The following is an 18,641-nucleotide window of genomic DNA, read 5'->3' on the forward strand; positions in this document are numbered from 1 at the left end:
GGGGTTGTTATGAGTATTGACCTGGACGGTTTGAGTGTCGAGGAATTGACGGGGTTGCGTGAACGTATCGACGCAGCGCTAACACGCAGAACAGCGGCCGCGTACATCGAAGAGCAGGTTACGCACGTGTATGAGTCGGCGCGGGGTGAAGGGATGATCACAGCGCCGGAGACCGGGGCGGAATGGGTACAGCCGGCGGGCGCTCACGACGCCTATGTTGCGGGTGATGTTGTCGAGTATGCGGGCCGGGTGTGGGTGTCGATCGTGACGCCTAATGTTTGGGAACCGGGCGTTACGGGTTGGCGGCAACAAGACACCAGCGGCGACGGCGACGGAGACGCTACCCCGGCACCGTATCAACAGCCCGCCGGCGCACATGATGCCTATAACACCGGCGACCTAGTCATCTGGAACGGATCAACCTACCGCGCTAAACAAGACGCTGTCGTGTGGTCACCCGGAGATTGGCCGGCCGCATGGGAGCGGGTCGAATGATGAGCGACGTAGACAAAGCAAACCACGACTCGGCACGGCTTAGGCGCGTGTTCATCGTCGCCGCCGCCGTATATGCGCTAACCCGCGGGCTAGCGTACCTAATGCCTCGCCCTACACAGGGCCCTATCTGGGACGCGTCGCTAAACGGTGAACTCATCCCAGTATGGGGCGCGGTCTGGATCATCGCCGGAACATGGGCGCTAGCAGGCGCTAAACGAGCGAACATCAACGCGGGCGTATTCCTCACGGTCGGGCTCATGTACGCGTGGGGCGCAATGTGGGGCCTCGGCTGGATATTCGCGCTAATCGAACATGACCTGTCTACGTTCTGGTGGCAAACAATGGCGACCTATATAGCGCCCGCCGTGATGGTTACCGCGCTACTAGGCATCACACCACGCAGATAAGGGGGCGCGTGTATGCATGCAACAGCGTGGCAGGTTGTGGCGACGCTCGCGGGCGTGTTGATTACGGGCGGCTGCACGGTGTGGGTTGCTCGACAGAACAGGCGCGTAACCCGCGAAGACACGCTTTTGAATCGGTATGGTGAACGGCTTGTTGCGTTGGAGGAACGGGAGCAGAGGCAACAAGAACGGCTGGATGCGTTAGAAGTGAAGTTGGCGTTGTCGGTTGACTATATCCAGGCGTTACGGCACCACATCTATACGGGCAGGAACCCGCCGCCGCCGGATTGGCCGGAAGGTTTACCGTAACAAGCTATAGGCGACCGCATAGACACTGACCGCGTGTTTATGGGGTCGCCTTTCATATACAGGAACACAAAACAATAGGGGGTTAGCTTATGGCTAGGTGGTTGACGGGGTTAGCGAGGGTTGCACGTAAGACGGGTTACCCGGTCGTTGAAGTTGGGGGCTGGAAACGGCGAGGGTTCCTTAGAACACCACAAGGCGCTGTGAAAGGCATCGTCTGTCACCACACGGCACACGCTAGAGGGAACACGCTCAACGCTCCATCGCTGAACGTGGTGACGCACGGCCGGCCCCGGTTACCAGGCCCGCTATCTCACTACGTGCTAGGACGCGACGGCACTATCTATGTCGTAGCCGCCGGTCACTGTAACCACGCCGGACGGGTGAAACAGGGCTGGCAGTCCAATAGCAACACGATCGGGATTGAGGCGGAGAATGACGGGGTAGGGCAGACATGGCCCGCTAAACAGCTAGATGCCTACGTGAAGCTATGCCGCGCGTTGATTGATGAGTTCAAGCTAGGAACGAAACAGGTTGTTGGGCATAAGGAGATCTCGCTTGAAGGGAAGATCGACCCGAACTTCAGTAGCCCGCGCCTGTCGATGGATGAGTTCCGCAGCTATATCGCGCGCGGCGGCTACACGGGTGTGAAAGCGCCGGCCCGCGCCGTAAAGACCGCCGCACGTAAGGCAGGCAAGACGGAAGCGAAAGCCGCGGCGAAACCAGCGGGCAAGACGTGGCCGGCCGTGAAACTACCGGTCACGGATCGGCACACCACGGCATCGCATAACGCTTGGGTGAAACTCATGAACGATGTTGGGTTTCGAGACAAGTCGCTAACCAAGAACATACAGTCCTGGCTTGCTAGCGCGCGGGTTGGCAGGTACTACCGCGGCCGGGTCGATGGAGTGTTTGGCCCGATGACTGTGACCGCGCTACAACGCTTTCTGACCGGTAAGCGGCATTACCGCGGGTTTGTTGATGGGAAGCGCGGCCCGCTCACTGTACGCGCTGAAATCCAGTACCTGAACGATCAAGCACGATTCTATAAACGCAAATAGGTTAGGTGGTTAGTTGTGAATATTGTTGAGCAGGTACCGGCCCGTACTCGGTCGGTGCTGTATCTGATTGTTGGTGTTCTCACGGTTGCGGCCGGCGCAGTCAACACCTGGTACGCGACCGTTGGTGACGGCGTGCCAGCGTGGGTTACCGGCGCAACAGCGGTGTTGGCGTATATCGCGGGCGCTACAGGTCTCATCGCGGCGGGTAACACTGACGTGACACCGTCCACGGGTAGACACGCCGCCGATATGGGGCAAGACGTGTTAGACGTCGAATAGAAACAAGAGCGGGCCCGTCGGGGAAGCCACAACCCGGCGGGCCCGCTTTTCTTGTGTCCAACCAACCAAGAAAGGAGACAACAACACGCGACCAGATAGGCGGCGTCTTGCTGTGTCTAGTGTATCAACAAAACATAGACGATAGACACGCTTCGGGACAGTGTGGGACAGTTTGGGACAAACGGGACAAACCAGCGGCCCGGCATCGACGGGCGGCGACGAGAGAAGACGAGAGAAGACGAGAGAAGACGACAATAAGACTTGCCCCAGGTTTGGTGCTGTTTTGGTGCTGTTTTCCCTATGGCAAGACCAGGGGGCGAGAAACTCTCAAAACCACCGCCGGCCCGTGGTGATCCTGTGGTGACCTGGTGGTGACACAGAACATTAACGGACGTTGCAAAACAGTGCACAACGGTAAGCATGCAAACCCGCGAAACCCGCGGAAACACGGGCCAAAACCCAAATAACCCCGGAAACACGCGGAACCACACAACACCCCAAAACAGCCCGCTAACTCTCCCACGTGCAGAATTGTTGCCTGAGCACGTTCTAGTTCGCGTCGAATTCGTCTCCTTGTGCGGTACCGATCTACACATTTGGGACGATGACTATGCTTCAGAACTACCCCTCATCCAAGGCCACGAAATCGCTGGCCGCATCGTCGGAGTTGGTGACGGGGTTTCTGAAACCTGGACGCCAGGAACACGCGTAGCGGTGTCACCGATGGTGTTCTGCCGTGAGTGTCCAGCGTGTCTCGTGGGGCGAGTTAACGCCTGCCAAAACATGAGCGTGCTCGGCTGCTACGAGGATGGCGCTCTTGCCGAGTTCATCGCGGTGCCGCAGGCCAAGCTCTACCTAATTCCCGACGGACTACCCGGTGAATTAGCTGCACTAAGCGAAGCTGTCTCCATCTCGATGCAGGCAGTCAACCGCTCTCGCGTGCAAGCCAACGAATGGGTCCTCATTTTCGGGGCAGGACCAATCGGTCTTCTGGCTCTTCTCTATTTGAAAGAACTAGGCGCCAACGTCATCGTCGTGGACTTGGATGCACAGCGTCTAAGCCTCGCTGAGGAATATGGAGCCGACCTTGTACTTGAATCTCAACCGGACTTCCCCAATGCCGAGCAACGTCGGATGATCCTAAGCCTTACAGGTGAAGCAGGGCCAACAGTAGTCCTTGAAGCGACGGGCGCTCCGGTGTGTGCAGAAGCCGCAATTGATCTGGTGGCCTGCGCGGGACGGGTTGTCCTCGTGGGTATCTCGGATCGCCCGGTGCAGTTCTCTCAACGAACTCTCCCAGTAAAAGAACTAGATTTGCTCGGTTCACGAAACTCGCTGTTGCTCCAAGGCGAAGCTTTGGCGCTCATAGACCGGCACCAAGCTCAGGTCAAAAAACTTATTACCCACCGCTTTAGGTTGTCCGAACTGCAGGCTGCTTTCGAAACGATGGCCGATCCGAAAGAGCTTGTAGGGAAAATCGTGGTGACCCTCGATGATGCCCAAGTAGGTGCGAAATGTTAGAAACAAACGGAGTACCGAACACAAAGTACGGCTTTGTAGTCTTAGGTTCCGGTGCTGCCGGTCTGATTGCTGCAGTTCGTGTCGCGCAAGCGGGCTACTCGGTAGCCGTTCTAGAGAAAGCTTCTCGTCTTGGCGGGACTTCTGCCGCCGGCGGTGGGGTAGTTTGGGCTCCCGATAACCATCTGATGACCGAGCACGGCTACGAAGACTCCATGGAAGCCGCGGAAAGCTATATTTCCGAAGCTACGCACGGTGTGTTGAGCGCGGAGGAAGCAAGAGCATTTGTTCACCGAGGCAAAGACCTCGCGCGTTTCCTTGATGACCATACTCATGTGAACTACTTACCACTTGGCCGCCCGGACTATAAAATGCAGCTTAAAGGCGCTAAGACTGGCCGAGGGCTCGACGCCCAACCCTTTGACACTGGCCAGCTTCCGGGGCTCACCGAGGCGCTAAGGCAACCAACGTACTTTCCGCTCATCACGATGAGTGAGCGCGACGCGCTTCACGGCCAAGCGCCCGATTCTGAAATCTTGCGAGAACGTTCAGATAAGGGGATTCGCACCATGGGTGGGGCGCTCATTGGTGCATTAGTGCTCACAGCGCACGAGGCCGGGGTTGAGTTCTACACGAATTTGCCGGCGCAAAACATTGCACGCGTGGACTCACAGCTCTGGGAAGTTGAAACCAAGAAAACACGAATCAGAGCCCCACAGGTTCTCATTGCAACTGGCGGTTTCGAATGGGATGAACAGTTGCGCGAGACGCTCTTGAAATACCCGATTCGTCCCATCAGCGCACCATCGAATGAAGGTGACGGCCTCAAACTTGCGCTTAAGCTGGGTGCAGGGTTTGCCCAAACCTCGGCCGTCTGGGGAGTACCTGTCATATCTCTCCCTATGCATCAGTACGACGGGCACCAAAGCGGTCGAATGGGTAACGTCGAGCTGACGCTCCCGGGCTCAGTCATGGTGAATAGACGTGGCCACAGATTCGTAAATGAAGCCATGAACTACCACGACCTCAACAAAGTCTTTGCATCCGTAGACCCACACGATCAAAAACTGCAGAATCTCCCGGCATGGTTGATCTTCGATGCCGTTTTTGCTCAAAAATATTCTGTTGCGGGTCAGAAACCAGGCGTCACACCTCAGGATGCAGTGAGTGCCGATTCCCTGTCTGAGCTTGGGGAAAAGATCGGAGTACCTAGCAAGGCGCTGGTCGAAACCATAGATCGGTTCAATCAGTTCGCTGAGACGGGCGTTGATGAGGACTTCGGTAGAGGTAGTGCCCCGCAGGACCGTCATCTAGGCGACCCCACAAGAGAACCGAACCCTTGCTTGGGCGAGATTAAATCGGCGCCGTTCTATGCATTACCTATCCATGCGGGTGTTCTTGGCACCGCCGGAGGTATCAAAGTGAGCGAGCATGGCGAAGTGCTCAAGCATAGTGGTGAAGCAATCGACGGTATATATGCCGCGGGTAACTGTAGCGAAACAGTCTTCAAGGATGCCTACCCGGGAGGCGGCGCAACGCTGGCTTCAGCTATGTCGAGGTCATTCGCGGTTGCGTCCAAGGTTCTCGACGAACTCCGCCGGTAAACATTGAGATACAAACCACACCTTGGGTTAAGACTTTATATAAGAGACATGAGTGGCTCAGCGCCCTCTTTCGATGACGAACTGGAATGGATATGGAAACTAGCGCAGTGAACGAACGGCACAAGGACAATCGGAGTAAGGACGATCGGGATAAGGACGATTGGGATAAGGAAGTCGACATCCTCGTTCTTGGAACGGGTGCAGCTGGACTCGCGGCAGCTTTGACGGCGGCCTCGCGAGGCGCGAAAGTCCTGACGCTCGAGAAGTCCGAGTACTTCGGCGGAACCACCGCATATTCCGCAGGCACCAGCTGGGTTCCTAACAACCCCTTCCAGCGCGATGCGGGAAACATCGATGACGAAGACCGCGCGGCCCGGTACCTGGACCGGCTTGTAGACGACAAAGCGCCACGGCAGCTACGCATGGCGTACCTGCGCAACGCACCGAAAATGCTCGACGAATTCACCGACCTCGGCATCGAATTCCTCGCTTCCCCAGCGGTTGTCGATTATCACTCGGACCTTCCAGAAACCGGCCAAACCGGACGCGCCCTGGAACCCGGCATCTTCAACGGACGCCTGCTTTCCAAGGAAGACTTCCGTCGAGTGCGGATGCCAGTTCCCGAGTTCACCCTCATGAACGGCACCCTCATGATCCGCCGGCCGGAAGTTTCACAGCTTCTCAAACTGTTCTCCGGCTCCCTCAAGGAACGCGCCAAGGCCGCAGGGCTCGCCTTGTCCCTGGGCCTGAAATGGGCGAAAGACCGCCTCACGTACCACCGCGGAACCCGCCTCGTGATGGGTAACGGGCTCGTGGCGAGCCTGTTCCATCAGGCTAAGAGCCGCGGCGCAGAATTCTGGTTCAACGCCCGCACGCAAGAGCTCATCCGGGAAGGCGACCGCGTCATCGGCGCCGTTGTGGCCTACGGCGGCCGAGTCGTACGCGTCAAAGCCCGCGCCGGCGTCGTCCTGGCAACCGGCGGCTTCGCTCAGAACCCTGAGCTCCGCGAAAAGTACATGCCGTCCCCTGCCCCGCAGTACTCGCGCGCTTCGGAAGGTTCCGAAGGCGACGGACAAAAGCTTGCCACTGACGTCGGCGCCGCGCTGGGCCGCGACGATGGCGAGAACGGCTTCTGGTTCCCAAGCTCAGTGGGCCGCCGGAAAGACGGCTCAACAGCCGTTTTCCCACACATTTGGGACCGCGCCAAGCCAGGCGTGATCGCCGTCAACTCAGCTGGAAAGCGGTTCGTAGACGAATCGCTCTCCTACCACCAGTTCGTCCGCGCGATGTACAACGACAAGGACGGCGCGGTGCCAGCCTGGCTGGTTGTCGACTCCCGAACGCTCGCCAAGTACGGGCTCGGTATGATCACGATGCCGCACCTGCCTCGGCTCTTCCTCAAGCGTTACATCGACGACGGCTACCTGGTTGAAGGCCGCACGATCCGCGAATTGGCGGGCAAGATCGGCGTTGACCCCGCGGGCCTCGAAGAAACCGTACGCCGCTGCAACACCTTCGCAGACACGGGCGTGGACGAGGATTTCCACAAGGGCGAGCTCATGTTCGGGCAAGTCGCGGGCGACCCCGACAATCACCCGAACCCGAACCTGGGTTACGTCAAGAAGGCTCCTTTCTACGCGATCAAGATCTACCCAACCCCGCTGGGCACAGCACTTGGAATCCTGACCGACGAGTTCGGTACCGCATTGGATGCCGACGGCAAGCAGATCGCTGGCCTGTACGTTGCAGGTAATGACGCGGCCTCGGTCATGGCTTCCGAGTACCCGGGTGCAGGCGGGCAGGTTGGCGCTGGCCTGACCTTCGGTTGGACGAGCGTTGACCACGCCCTCGAGACACGTCCAGGAGCATAATGGAACTTCGCTGGTTAGAGGTCTTCGTGGTCGTTGCCGAAGAACTCCACTTCGGCAACGCCGCCATCCGGCTACGGATGACGCAATCACCCTTAAGCCAAACCATTCGCAAACTCGAGCGTTCGCTCGGTGCCGAACTATTTCACCGCAGTACCCGCAGCGTCGAGCTCACGGCCGCAGGCCATGCTCTCCTCCCGCATGCCCGCGCGGTTCTGGATCAAGCCGATGTGGCGAAAAGCGCCGTCAGGAAGTCCGAGGGCGAGCTCTACGGAACCTTGTCCATCGGCTTCTCCGGCGTCCTGAACCACTTCTCACTGCCGCCGCTCACTCGCGCTATTAAGCAGCGTTATCCCGAGCTGAAATTGAAGCTGGTTGGCCGCATCATGACGCAAGACGCCATCCACCAAGTCGATTCGGGGCAGCTTGATATCGCGTTCGTGGGCCTTCCCGTGGATGAGCGGCGCGTACACGCACGGGAACTGATGCTAGAGCCCATGGGCATGTTTGTTCCCGTTGACCATGCCTTGGCCGAAGCCGAGGACCTGGTTCTCAGCGATTTTTCTGAAGATCCTTTCATTACGCCACCGGCTGGCGCGGGCTCAAACCTCAATGAAGTGACGATACAAGCGTGTGCGGCCGCGGGCTTCTACCCCAAGGTCGCCCAAGAAATCACTGACCCCTACATGATCCTCATGCTGGTTGCGGCCGGAGTTGGTGTGGCACACATGGCCGCAGGTTTGGCTGACGTGATGCCGCCTGGAGTGGCCTTCAAGCCCCTTGCCGGGGAATCCGTCTACATGCGGCACGGGCTGGCGTGGTCGAAAAAGACGGATTCAGTGGCTCGCGATGCTGTCCTTGAGCTTGTTGAGGAGTTGTGGCCTACGCCGGCGGAAAAGCCCACATCCTGATTGTGCTGTTTGTGCACATAGTATTTGCTAAATATTGCTGTGGACGAACAAAGTAATTCAGGTCACACTGGACTATGCGCCTTCACCGCAGGTTCATTTCGAACTGGTGAAAAGGCCCCCTCTTGTCCGCACTAGGAGACGATAATGGTTACCACAACGAGTCAACGCGTCGAACCGCAAGCCGAGTCTGCGAAGACCTCCCCGCAGGCCCGCAGAGCTGCCCTCTCAGGATTCTTGGGAAGCACGCTGGAGTACTACGACTTCTTCATCTACGGCTCTGCTGCAGCTCTAGTCTTCAGCAAAATCTTCTTTGCCGATGACGGCGCAAGCTCCGCCCTCCTCTCCATCAGCACGTTGGGCGTTGCATACGTAGCTCGTCCCCTTGGTGCAGTTCTGTGGGGACACCTCGGTGACAAGTTGGGACGCCGCTTCACGCTGATGGCATGCCTTCTCATGATGGGCCTCTCAACCTTCCTCATCGGTTGCTTGCCGACGTATGAGGCTATTGGAGTATGGGCGCCACTGATGCTCGTATTCCTCCGCTTGCTCCAGGGCCTTTCGGCTGGCGGCGAGTCCCCGGGTGCGGCTTCCCTCTCGATTGAACACGCTCCCTCGCGTCGCCGCGGTTTCTTCGCGAGCTTCACCATCAGCGGCGTGATGTTCGGCATCGTCCTCTCCAGCTTGGTGTTCGTGCCTATCGCAGCTCTGCCTGACGAACAGCTCTTGACGTGGGGCTGGCGCATTCCGTTCTGGATCAGCATCCTGCTGACGGTCTTCGCGTTCTGGATTCGCCGTCACCTGGAAGAGCCAGAGGTCTTCACTGAAGCCAAGGAGACCGAAGAGGTCGCCAAGGTACCAATGGTTGAGCTTTTCCGTTCCCACTGGGCGTCTGTGCTGCGCGTCATGCTGAGCTCGACCTTCGCCATGATCAACACGATGGTCAACGTCTTCGCTCTAGCCTTCGCCGTCGAACACAGTGGTATTGAGCGCACAACCATGCTGACCATCATTGCGGTCTCCAACTTCGCCGCGGTTCTGACTCAGCCTTTCTACGGTCTGCTCTCTGACAAGATTGGCCGCAAGCCAGTCTTCATCACGGGTGCGCTCGGCGCCGGCGCCATGATTTTTGTGTTCTTCTATGCAATCGGCACGGGCAACATTTTCCTGATCTACATTGCCGCCATCCTGCTTCTTGGTGGCTTCTACGCCGCACCGAACGCGACCTACATGGCAGCATTCCCTGAACAGTTCCCCGCTAAGGTCCGCTACAGCGGCATGGCAATCGGCCTCATGCTGGGCCTGCTGGTCTCCGGCTTCACCCCAGCGATCGGTACCGCCATGACTTCTGGCAATGCCGCCAACTGGATGCCTGTAGCCCTTATGTGTGCTGGCTTCGCCGTATTGTCGGCGGCAGCTTTCGCTACCGGCCCAGAAACCTATAAGACACCAACTGCACAGTTGGGTCAGAAGAACAAGCGATAAAACGAAAGCCACACCATGGACGAGCAACGCATTCGGATTGGCCTGGTAGGCAACGACCTGGGTACGAGCCTCTCACCAGAAATCCACGAACGTGAAGCCAAGCATCAGGGCCTCGACGGCTACACCTACGAGCTGCTTGACCTTGAAGGCAAAGCTGATGTCGCCGCAGATCTTGGGGGCTACATCAACCGCAAGCTTGAAGAGGGCTTCACCGGCTTCAACGTGACCCACCCCTACAAGCAGCAAGTGATGCGCTACCTCGACGGATTCTCCGAAGCGGTTGACGCGCTCGGCGCCGTCAACACGATCGTGCAGACAGAGGACGGCAAACTCATCGGTGAAAACACCGACTACACCGGCTTTCTGGCGGCTCTGAAGCGCAACCTTCCAGACGCGTCCCGTGACAACGTGGTGTTGATCGGTGCGGGCGGTGCAGGCTCAGCGGTAGCTAAGGCCCTCGCTGATTACGGAGTGAAAAACCTCCACATCGTTGACACCGATCAGAACCGACGCGAACAGCTGCAGCAGAAGATCTCGCGGCAGGACGTGGATGTTCACGTGTGGGAGCCTAGCGATCTACCGAACCTGGTTCCAAGCGCTGACGGCGTTGTCAACGCAACCCCGATCGGCATGGAAAACACCCCGGGAACACCGCTTGATCTGAGCCTGCTTGAGCCCCGTCATTGGGTTGCAGATGTGATCTACCGGCCGGTCGAAACTGAGCTACTCACGTACGCCGCTGGGCTCGGTTGCGCCACCTTGGACGGAACCCAACTATTGATCGAACAGGCCACAGACGGGTTCCGGCTCCTAACCGGAATTGAACCCGACGCCCAGCGCATGCGTGAAGAACTCACCGCAACACTGCAGGCACTCAGTGGCGCCACGGAAGGTGCGCAGTGACACTGCGAGTAGGGATCGTAGGCTGCGGGCGGATTGCACCTAACCATGTGCAAGCGTTCCGCGAGACACCGGGCGTGACCCTCGTCGGTTGTCTCGATACCGACGCCGAGCGCGCGCAAGCGTTCGCTGACGCACACGCCCTTCCCCACGCCTTCACAAACTTCGCGGACATGGTGGAAGCGGGCGTGGACGCCATATCGGTGTGCACCCCGCACCCAGTCCATGAGGCCAACGTGCTGGAAGCCGCATCCGCGGGAGTCCACGTGCTGTGTGAGAAGCCCATCGCCGTCGATACCGCAACAGCTGACCGCATGATCAAAGCCGCGGACGACGCCGGGATTGTGTTGGCCGTCGTGTTCCAGCGACGGCTGTGGCCGGCAGCACAACGGATCAAGAAAGCGATCCTGGACGGCCGCATCGGGCAACCGAACCTGGCTGAAGTGTCAGTGGTTCTGCACCGTGACAGCAGCTACTACTCCCAGGACCCGTGGCGCGGCAAGTGGGACACGGACGGCGGCGGCGTGCTGATGACCCAAGCGGTGCACCAGATCGACATGCTGCAGTGGTTCCTCGGCGAACCGGTCAGCGTGTCTGGCCTGATCCGCACCCACTTCCACGACGCGCACATGGAGACGGAAGACTCGGCGAGCGCAATTGTTGAGTTCGCATCCGGGGCGACTGCCACCATCACGGCCACGACGGGTGCCGGCCACAACCTGGGAAACCGGATCCAGCTGGTTGGCGAGACAGGCGCAGTTGTCAGCTTGACGGAGTTCCCGGAAGGGCAAGAAGGCGTCAATGACCTGTGGCTTGTCCCTGGGGAGACCGAGATCCACGCTCCATTCGATATCGATGTTCCGGGCACGCAAGACCTGGCCGATATCAATGGGCGGCTCACCGATTTTCACAAGGCTCAGGTTCAGGACTTTGCTGCATCGATTCTGGAGTCGAAGCAGCCCGTAGTCACCGGGGCAGATGCACGGGTCTCGTTGCGCATCATCGAAGCGATCTATGAATCGTCTAGAACTGGCCAGCGAGTCTTTATCAAGGAAGAAAAAGCGGAGTAATTAATGTCGGAAGAGTTTGATGTTGTCGTAATCGGTGCTGGAGCCGGCGGTTTGTCCGCGGCTGTGGCGGCTGCCCACGGCGGTGCCCGGGTTCTGGTGGTCGAGAAGGCTTCAGTGTGTGGAGGCGCGACCGCGTGGTCCGGCGGCTGGATGTGGACGCCACGGCACCGGTTTGCGCGCGAGGCGGGGGTTCGCGAATCCATCGATGAGCCGCTCACCTACCTCCGCAACCGCCTCGGCGATCAGTTCGATGAAAAGCGGGTGCGCGCTTATCTTGAGACCGCGCCGGAGATGGTCGATTTCTTCCACGAGAAGACTGCGCTCAAGTTCGTTCCGGGTGCGGGCGTGGCTGACATCCACGAGCACACGCCGGGAGCCGCGAACGGCAACCGCCAGGTGGCTCCGAAGCCGGTTCGCCTCACGTCGCTAGGCAAGAATGTTGCCAAGCTGTTGCGCCGCCAGATGTACGAAACCTCGTTCTTGGGCATGGGCATCATGGCCGGCGACGACCTGCAGGCTTTCTTGCACTCCACGCGCTCGGTCAAGGCGTTCATGCACTGTGCGGTGCGCGTGACTCGCCACATGATCGACCTGGCTATCCACCAGCGCGGCCAGTCACTTGTTAACGGAACGGCACTGATCGGTCGTCTTCTGCGTTCCGCTTTGGACGAGGGCGTAGAGATCCGCGTCAACACCGGCGCGAACGACCTCGTTGTTGATGACGACGGCCGCGTGGTTGGCGTGGACGTCGAAGGCCCAGAAGGCGCTTACCGCGTGAATGCCCGCGATGGCGTCGTTCTTGCGACCGGCGGTTTCAGCCATAACGCTGAGATGCGCAAGGAACATTTCCGTGGCTACCCGAACGCGGAAAACCACTGGTCCCTGCCTCCAGCGGGAGCCGGCACAGGCGACGGAGTTCGCTTGGCATCGGCAGCAGGCGGCAAGCTATCCAACGATGTGGCGTCCGCCGCCGCTTACTGCCCGGTTTCGCTCGTCCCGCTGCCGAAAGGCAAGACGGGCGTATTCCCACACATTTTGGACCGCGGTAAGCCGGGCACTATTGGCGTGCTGTCCAACGGTAAGCGTTTCGTCAACGAGGCCAACGGTTACCACGACTTCTGCCTTGGCCTGCTCGAAAACCTACCGGAGGGCGATGAGCCGCACGCGTGGCTCATCGCTGACGCTAACTACATGCGTTACTACCCGCTCGGGTTCTCCAAGCCTGCGCCAATCCCAACGTTCCCTTACACGCAGTGCGGCTACGTGAAGAAGGCTAATACCCTCAAGGAACTGGCCGACAAGTGCGGTATTGACGCTGCGCAGCTGGAGCAGACTGTCAAGGACTTCAACGAGCACGCACGCGTTGGTGAAGACCCAGAGTTCAACCGCGGCGAGACCGTGTTCAACCGGAACTCCGGCGACCCTGACAACCCATGGCCGAACCCTTCCCTGGCGCCATTGGACAAGGGCCCTTACTACGCGGTCAAGGTTCTGCCTGGCAGCTTCGGAACATTCGCCGGCCTGAGCACCGACAGCGATTCCCGCGTGCTCGACGACGAAGGCAACGCAGTCCAGGGACTGTACGCGGTTGGTAGCGACCAGGCCAACGTTCTGGGCGGGCACTACCCGTCCGGCGGCATCAACATCGGCCCTGCCATGACCTTCGGCTACAAGGCCGGCCGAGACATCGCCGCATCAGCACGATAAGACAGGAGCACTGTATGACTACTGCACCAGTCGGTCTTGCTGCACTGACCGTTCTAGACATCGATCCGATCGGTCAGATTGAGTATGCAGAAAAGTATGGTTTCGACACGGTCGGGTTGCGCCTTGTGCCGGCAACCCCCACGACGGCCGCTTACCGTTTGCACGAGCAACCTGAGCAGCTGAAGAAAGTACGCGAGCGGTTGGCGGATTCGCCGGTGAGTGTCTTTGACGTCGAAATTACTCGGCTCAACGAGGATTACCGGAGCCAGGACTTCCGGCCTTTCTTGGAGGCGGCTCAGGCGCTGGGGGCGCGCGCGGTCTTGGTGTCTGGTGACGACACTGATGCCTCGCGGCTGGTTGATTCCTACGCTGATTTCGCGCAAAAGTGCGCCGAGCACGGGTTGGCGGCGAGCCTGGAGCCGATGCCGTGGACTGCGGTTCCGAACGTGAAGCGCGCGCTTGAGGTTGTGGGCCAGGCTGATGGGCCTGCTCGTTCCATCTTGGTGGATACGCTTCACACCGGCCGCTCCACTACGACGTTGGAGGACTTGAAGAGCATCCCAACCGAGTGGATTCACTACATCCAGGTGTGTGATGCCCCGGTTCCAACCCCTGAGGATATGGATGAGGTGATCCGCCAGGCCCGCGAGGAGCGGCTCCCTGCCGGGGACGGCGGGCTGGACCTTGCCGGGATGGTGGCTGCTTTGCCTGCGGGCACGCCTTTGAGCGTTGAGTTGCCTAACGAACCACGGCGTCAGCGTTTAGGCGACGACGCCTGGCTGCCGTTGCTCTTGGAGAAAACGAAGGCGGTCGAGGAGGCGGCGAACGCGCTCCGCGCTGAGGCTACGCTCTGAGGTAGCGATGCGTTGCTGAGTGGCGGTTCGCCCGTCACTCAGCGGACGAGAACGGGGTCGGCATGAGCCGACCCCGTTTCCGCGTCTGAGCAACAGTTCGCATCAGTTGAGCACGGGTTGCTCGGCGAGCGCGTAACGGTCGCCGCTGCGTGCCACCGAGATCAGCCCGCTAAACCGGGTTGCGGCTTGGTCTTTCCACCACTGCTCGGGCGCAACACCCGCTAGGTGAGACAAAACCAACTGCCCCACGCCGGCTTCCTGAGCCACAGCCCCGGCATCGGCCGGCGAGGTGTGCGAGCATGCCTGGTGGTTCAGGAACGCGCCAGAGAAACCTTGCTCCTTATAGAAGTCCAGGTTCACGGCCTCATGCACCAGGATGTCAGCGCCGCGGGCCAACTCAACGAGCGCATCGGACTTAGCGGTGTCTCCAGAGAACACGATCGAGCCCTCCGCGGTGTCAAAGCGGAACGCGAAAGCCGGGTAGACCGGCGGGTGCTCCACGAGGGTCGCGCTCACCGTCACCGCATCATCGCGATATACCTCGAAGATCGGCTCATTCGGGATCACAATCTCTTCGGCCTGCACCAGCTCGTGCAGGTTAGGGCGGGCCTCATCCTGGATCCGGATATCGATGTCGTAGGAGAACCCGTCGAGGGTCTTCCCAACCAACTCGGCGGTACCGGCCAAGTCCTCACCACCAACACGGTGCGGATCCTTGCCCGGGCCCAAAATGCGGAACGGCTCAGTGAAGCCATTAACCGGCTTGCCCCAGTTCCACAGCAGAAAACCGGGTAGCTCCACAACATGGTCGGAATGCAGGTGCGTGATGAATCCCGCGGTGAAGTGCTTACCCTTCAAGCCGGCCTCAGCGGCAGCGCGGGTGCACCCCAGGCCGAAATCGATCAGGTAGAAATCATCGTTCACGCGGACTGCCGAGCAGATCCCTGGTTCGCTTCCTCGAATAGCCGGGCCGGCTGCCGTGCCGAGGGTAATGAGTTCAACGGTCATGTCAGTGTCCCCTAGTTGTGTGCTCGCCAGTTGACGGTGGTTGGTTCCAGGTAGGCCTCCAAGCCCCAGCGGCCGCGCTCGCGGCCAACGCCGGATTGCTTCCAGCCCCCAAACGGTGCATCAAGTTCAACAACGGTGTGTTGATTGATCCACACCGTGCCAGCCTCCAACTCCGGAGCCAGTTGCCGTGCCCGCTCCACGTCTGGAGTCCAGATAGAGGCGCCGAGCCCGAACTCGGAATCGTTCGCGAGCTCGATGGCCTGGTCAACGGAGCTATAGGACACGATCGGCAGGGCCGCTCCAAACTGCTCTTCCCGCACGATGCGCATGTCCTGTTCAGCATTGGCCACGATGGTCGGCGTCTGGAAATAGCCCGGTAGCTCGCACCGCTGATGCCCGGCAAGAACAGTGGCACCGTCGGCTGCCGCCGCATCGATCAGTTCCCGCACGTAGTCGCGCTGGCTCGCGTTATGCATCGGCCCTAGGGTGGTGGCGGCGTCGATGCCACGGCCAAGTACAAACTTGTTGACTTCCTCGACCACAGCTTCAGTGAAGTCCGCGCGCATGCTCTCTGGAACATAGACGCGTTTAACCGCCATGCAAACCTGCCCGGCGTTGCGGAAGGCGCTGCCGATGATGCCGCGCGCAGCCACCTCAATATCCGCGTCATCCAGCACGATGGCGGCGTCATTACCGCCCAACTCCATGGTCACGCGGGTGACATTTTCAGCGGCCTGCTGCATCAAAGAGGTGCCCACCGCGGTGGAGCCGGTGTAAGAAATCTTGTTGACGAGTGGTTCCGAAGCCAACGCCACGCTCACGGTGCGGTTGGAACCGGTAAGAACCTGCACAACATGCTCAGGCAGAACCGTGTTCATCAGTTCGATCAAAGCGATAGCTGAGGCCGGCGTCGTAGGAGCGGGCTTGGCCAGCACAGTGCATCCGGCGATCAAAGCCGGCGCCAGCTTGACGCACAACAGCGAGATCGGGAAGTTCCACGGGGTGATGGTTCCCACCACACCCACCGGACGGTTCAGCACCTCGACATTGCGGCCATCGCGCTCTGGAAGGCTGATCGTGTCTTCCCAGTCCAAGGTCGCGTAATAACGGAACAGGCCCGCCGAGACCTTGAACTCCATTTTCGCTTCGGCAATCGGCTTGCCCTGCTCACGGGAAAGCACCTCACCCAACGCATCGAGGTTCGCCTCAATCTTGTCGGCGATCTTCACCAACGCTTCCGCTCGCGCTACACGGTCACGCTGCCAGCCACGCAGCGCCGCGCGTGCACGGACCGCTGCCTGCTGCGTGTCTTCGGCCGTGTTCTCCGGTACCCGGGCAACAACTTCGAGTGTTGCGGGATCCAGGACGTCGTAGTGAGTGCTCATCTGTACCTGCCTTCACATGTAGAGGGCGGATGCGGCGGTGCGCCGTAGTAATGTCCCTACATCATGGAAGATTGTGAAGAGCGAATGTGATTAGCCTTCCATCCATTGGAAAAAACCCTGCGTGAATGGGGCACAATGGCAAACATAGAGCCAAACGCATGATCCAGCTCACACGAAAGGTTCTATCCCATGAAAAAGACCATTGTTGTAACAGGTGTTTCCTCCGGAATCGGCGCGCAGACCGCCGCGCAACTACGTGACGCCGGGCACCGCGTCATCGGGGTGGACCGCAACCCACCGGCTCAGGCTAACGGCGATCACACCGAAGACTTCGTGCAGCTCGATCTCTCCTCAGCAGATTCCATTCAAGCCGGCGTTGCCCAGCTCACCGAGCTAGCCGGCAGCCAAATTGACGGGCTCGCAAACATTGCGGGCGTTCCGGGCACCGCCCCCGCGGAGGTTGTCATGGGCGTGAACGTGATCGGCCTGCGCGACTTCACCCAGGCGCTGCTACCGCAGCTGGCGCCTGGTGCGGCCATCGTGAACCTGGCCTCATCGGTAGCAGTTGACTGGCGCAACCACCTCAACGAAGAGAACCGAGCCGTGCAGGCGAACAGCGTTGACGAGCTCAAAGCAGACGAACAAGTCTGGGCACTGGTTCAAGACGAGTCCTACCTGTTCTCCAAGCAGTGCGTCCGACTCCTCACCGAGCAGCTGGCCGCCTCTCTGGTGGAGCGGAAAATCCGCGTCAACAGCGTGAGCCCAGGCCCGGTATCGACCCCGATCCTGGAAGACTTCAAGACCGACCACGGCCGCGAAAAAGTCGAAGGCGCCTCAAAGCTACTCGGCAAATACGGCGAAGTCGCCGAAATCGCTGACGTCATCGAATTCCTGCTAAGCGACACCGCCCGCTGGGTCAACGGAACCGACATCCGCGTAGATGGCGGACTCGTAGCCTCCCGCAGGAGTGGAAACCAGTAACCATGGCCAACCGTGCACCGCAGCGGCAGGGCAACCCTGCCCAACGTTCAACCACCAAGCCAGCCACAACATCGGCATCCGTAACCTCGCGCGCACTACGAATTCTGGAAACATTCGATAGCGCCCACCGAGACCAGACGCTCAGCAGCATTGCAAGGCGCGCGGACCTGCCACTGGCTACGGCACACCGGCTGGTGAACGAACTAGCGGTGTGGGGCGGCTTAGAGAAGAAGTCTGGCCGCTACCGAATCGGACAGAAGCTGTGGCGCATCGGCCTGCTAGCTTCTGCCCAACAGGACGTAGCCGAAATCGCAGCACCCTACATGCAGGACGTCCTGTTCGTGACCCACAACGTGGTCAACCTGTTCATCCTGGACCAAAAAGAAGTGCTCCTTGTCGAGCGCATTTCCGGGACGAACACCGGCGCCCCGTTCCGCCGAGTAGGCGATCGGATGGATTTGCACTCGAGCGCGGCAGGCAAGTTGATGCTCGCGTACGGGGCGCCGGAACTGCTGGCTGAGCTACCAGCGGATTTACCTCGGCATACCCAGCACACCATTGGCCGGAAATCGGAGCTGATCCAACACATCACTCGGATCCGTTCGCAAGGCTTCGCGACGACCGAGCGAGAAAGCGGTGCGAACAACTTTGCTCTCGCCGTGCCTGTGTTCTCCCCGACCACGGGACAGATCATCGCCGCACTGGGCATCGTGACGCAGGATGCGATGGCCCCGATTGGGAACGTAGTGCCGGTGCTACAGATCGCTGCCCGAGGTATTTCCCGAACCCTCGAAGTTGGGGACTAGAA

At 59.7% G+C, this 18,641-nt stretch carries 18 protein-coding genes; 16 read left to right on the plus strand and 2 right to left on the minus strand.

Going from position 1 to position 18,641, the window contains the following annotated elements; genetic code table 11:
• Window positions 1-9: 9 nt before the first annotated feature.
• The 14 genes from JOD50_RS03950 (at window position 10) to JOD50_RS04015 (ending at window position 14,459) form a co-directional block, all read left to right on the plus strand.
• A complete protein-coding gene (locus JOD50_RS03950) occupies window positions 10-495 on the plus strand; it encodes a carbohydrate-binding protein (protein WP_204880493.1) in 486 nt (161 codons plus the stop codon).
• Between the two features lie 101 nt (window positions 496-596).
• Window positions 597-902: a hypothetical protein gene (locus JOD50_RS03955; protein WP_204880494.1), complete on the plus strand. Its 306-nt coding sequence runs from the start codon at window positions 597-599 to the stop codon at window positions 900-902.
• Window positions 903-914: 12 nt separating this feature from the next.
• Entirely contained in the window at window positions 915-1,208 is a 294-nt protein-coding gene (locus JOD50_RS03960; RefSeq protein ID WP_204880495.1) for a hypothetical protein, read from the plus strand.
• An 89-nt stretch (window positions 1,209-1,297) separates the two neighbouring features.
• Complete coding sequence (locus JOD50_RS03965; RefSeq protein ID WP_239541519.1) at window positions 1,298-2,266, plus strand: N-acetylmuramoyl-L-alanine amidase; 969 nt, start codon at window positions 1,298-1,300, stop codon at window positions 2,264-2,266.
• A gap of 15 nt (window positions 2,267-2,281) precedes the next feature.
• Window positions 2,282-2,545: a hypothetical protein gene (locus tag JOD50_RS03970; RefSeq protein WP_204880497.1), complete on the plus strand. Its 264-nt coding sequence runs from the start codon at window positions 2,282-2,284 to the stop codon at window positions 2,543-2,545.
• Between the two features lie 420 nt (window positions 2,546-2,965).
• Window positions 2,966-4,066 carry an alcohol dehydrogenase catalytic domain-containing protein gene (locus JOD50_RS03975; RefSeq protein ID WP_204880498.1) on the plus strand — a complete coding sequence of 367 codons (1,101 nt, stop codon included), beginning with the start codon at window positions 2,966-2,968 and terminating at the stop codon, window positions 4,064-4,066.
• Entirely contained in the window at window positions 4,060-5,667 is a 1,608-nt protein-coding gene (locus tag JOD50_RS03980; RefSeq protein WP_204880499.1) for an FAD-dependent oxidoreductase, read from the plus strand. Before JOD50_RS03975 ends, JOD50_RS03980 begins: the two co-directional genes overlap by 7 nt.
• Before the next feature lie 92 nt (window positions 5,668-5,759).
• Complete coding sequence (locus JOD50_RS03985; protein ID WP_204880500.1) at window positions 5,760-7,538, plus strand: FAD-dependent oxidoreductase; 1,779 nt, start codon at window positions 5,760-5,762, stop codon at window positions 7,536-7,538.
• Window positions 7,538-8,446 carry a LysR family transcriptional regulator gene (locus JOD50_RS03990; protein ID WP_204880501.1) on the plus strand — a complete coding sequence of 303 codons (909 nt, stop codon included), beginning with the start codon at window positions 7,538-7,540 and terminating at the stop codon, window positions 8,444-8,446. Before JOD50_RS03985 ends, JOD50_RS03990 begins: the two co-directional genes overlap by 1 nt.
• A 144-nt stretch (window positions 8,447-8,590) precedes the next feature.
• Window positions 8,591-9,928, plus strand: a complete 1,338-nt coding sequence (locus tag JOD50_RS03995) for an MFS transporter (RefSeq protein WP_204880502.1) — start codon at window positions 8,591-8,593, stop codon at window positions 9,926-9,928.
• 15 nt (window positions 9,929-9,943) lie between these two features.
• Window positions 9,944-10,831, plus strand: coding sequence for a shikimate dehydrogenase (locus JOD50_RS04000; RefSeq protein WP_204880503.1), 888 nt, complete (start codon window positions 9,944-9,946; stop codon window positions 10,829-10,831).
• Complete coding sequence (locus JOD50_RS04005) at window positions 10,828-11,898, plus strand: Gfo/Idh/MocA family protein (protein ID WP_204880504.1); 1,071 nt, start codon at window positions 10,828-10,830, stop codon at window positions 11,896-11,898. Before JOD50_RS04000 ends, JOD50_RS04005 begins: the two co-directional genes overlap by 4 nt.
• A 3-nt stretch (window positions 11,899-11,901) precedes the next feature.
• Entirely contained in the window at window positions 11,902-13,605 is a 1,704-nt protein-coding gene (locus tag JOD50_RS04010; protein ID WP_204880505.1) for an FAD-dependent oxidoreductase, read from the plus strand.
• A gap of 14 nt (window positions 13,606-13,619) precedes the next feature.
• Entirely contained in the window at window positions 13,620-14,459 is an 840-nt protein-coding gene (locus JOD50_RS04015; protein WP_204880506.1) for a sugar phosphate isomerase/epimerase family protein, read from the plus strand.
• Window positions 14,460-14,561: 102 nt separating this feature from the next.
• Here JOD50_RS04015 and JOD50_RS04020 read toward each other — a convergent pair whose 3' ends face one another.
• Both JOD50_RS04020 and JOD50_RS04025 read right to left on the minus strand, forming a co-directional pair.
• Complete coding sequence (locus JOD50_RS04020) at window positions 14,562-15,467, minus strand: MBL fold metallo-hydrolase (protein WP_204880507.1); 906 nt, start codon at window positions 15,465-15,467, stop codon at window positions 14,562-14,564.
• Between the two features lie 11 nt (window positions 15,468-15,478).
• On the minus strand, window positions 15,479-16,852 hold the full coding sequence (locus JOD50_RS04025) for an aldehyde dehydrogenase family protein (RefSeq protein WP_204880508.1): 1,374 nt from the start codon (window positions 16,850-16,852) through the stop codon (window positions 15,479-15,481).
• A gap of 189 nt (window positions 16,853-17,041) precedes the next feature.
• Between JOD50_RS04025 and JOD50_RS04030 the strand changes: the two genes are divergently transcribed.
• Window positions 17,042-17,833, plus strand: coding sequence for a coniferyl-alcohol dehydrogenase (locus JOD50_RS04030; RefSeq protein WP_204880509.1), 792 nt, complete (start codon window positions 17,042-17,044; stop codon window positions 17,831-17,833).
• A gap of 2 nt (window positions 17,834-17,835) precedes the next feature.
• Window positions 17,836-18,639 (plus strand): IclR family transcriptional regulator, encoded by an 804-nt coding sequence (locus JOD50_RS04035; RefSeq protein WP_204880510.1) that lies wholly within the window; start codon window positions 17,836-17,838, stop codon window positions 18,637-18,639.
• Window positions 18,640-18,641: the final 2 nt, after the last annotated feature.

The sequence above is a fragment of the Pseudoglutamicibacter cumminsii genome (genome assembly GCF_016907775.1).
Classification (GTDB): Bacteria; Actinomycetota; Actinomycetes; order Actinomycetales; family Micrococcaceae; genus Pseudoglutamicibacter; species Pseudoglutamicibacter cumminsii.

What these genes read in the sequence shown, in the direction of transcription:
- JOD50_RS04000 (WP_204880503.1), top strand. Translation starts at nt 9,944, where the DNA reads ATGGACGAGCAACGCATTCGGATTGGCCTGGTAGGCAACGACCTGGGT.
- JOD50_RS03990 (WP_204880501.1), top strand. Translation starts at nt 7,538, where the DNA reads ATGGAACTTCGCTGGTTAGAGGTCTTCGTGGTCGTTGCCGAAGAACTC.
- JOD50_RS04015 (WP_204880506.1), top strand. Translation starts at nt 13,620, where the DNA reads ATGACTACTGCACCAGTCGGTCTTGCTGCACTGACCGTTCTAGACATC.
- JOD50_RS04020 (WP_204880507.1), bottom strand. Translation starts at nt 15,467, where the DNA reads ATGACCGTTGAACTCATTACCCTCGGCACGGCAGCCGGCCCGGCTATT.
- JOD50_RS03965 (WP_239541519.1), top strand. Translation starts at nt 1,298, where the DNA reads ATGGCTAGGTGGTTGACGGGGTTAGCGAGGGTTGCACGTAAGACGGGT.
- JOD50_RS03975 (WP_204880498.1), top strand. Translation starts at nt 2,966, where the DNA reads ATGCAAACCCGCGAAACCCGCGGAAACACGGGCCAAAACCCAAATAAC.
- JOD50_RS04010 (WP_204880505.1), top strand. Translation starts at nt 11,902, where the DNA reads ATGTCGGAAGAGTTTGATGTTGTCGTAATCGGTGCTGGAGCCGGCGGT.
- JOD50_RS03960 (WP_204880495.1), top strand. Translation starts at nt 915, where the DNA reads ATGCATGCAACAGCGTGGCAGGTTGTGGCGACGCTCGCGGGCGTGTTG.
- JOD50_RS03985 (WP_204880500.1), top strand. Translation starts at nt 5,760, where the DNA reads ATGGAAACTAGCGCAGTGAACGAACGGCACAAGGACAATCGGAGTAAG.
- JOD50_RS03955 (WP_204880494.1), top strand. Translation starts at nt 597, where the DNA reads ATGCCTCGCCCTACACAGGGCCCTATCTGGGACGCGTCGCTAAACGGT.
- JOD50_RS03995 (WP_204880502.1), top strand. Translation starts at nt 8,591, where the DNA reads ATGGTTACCACAACGAGTCAACGCGTCGAACCGCAAGCCGAGTCTGCG.
- JOD50_RS04030 (WP_204880509.1), top strand. Translation starts at nt 17,042, where the DNA reads ATGAAAAAGACCATTGTTGTAACAGGTGTTTCCTCCGGAATCGGCGCG.
- JOD50_RS03980 (WP_204880499.1), top strand. Translation starts at nt 4,060, where the DNA reads ATGTTAGAAACAAACGGAGTACCGAACACAAAGTACGGCTTTGTAGTC.
- JOD50_RS04035 (WP_204880510.1), top strand. Translation starts at nt 17,836, where the DNA reads ATGGCCAACCGTGCACCGCAGCGGCAGGGCAACCCTGCCCAACGTTCA.
- JOD50_RS04025 (WP_204880508.1), bottom strand. Translation starts at nt 16,852, where the DNA reads ATGAGCACTCACTACGACGTCCTGGATCCCGCAACACTCGAAGTTGTT.
- JOD50_RS03950 (WP_204880493.1), top strand. Translation starts at nt 10, where the DNA reads ATGAGTATTGACCTGGACGGTTTGAGTGTCGAGGAATTGACGGGGTTG.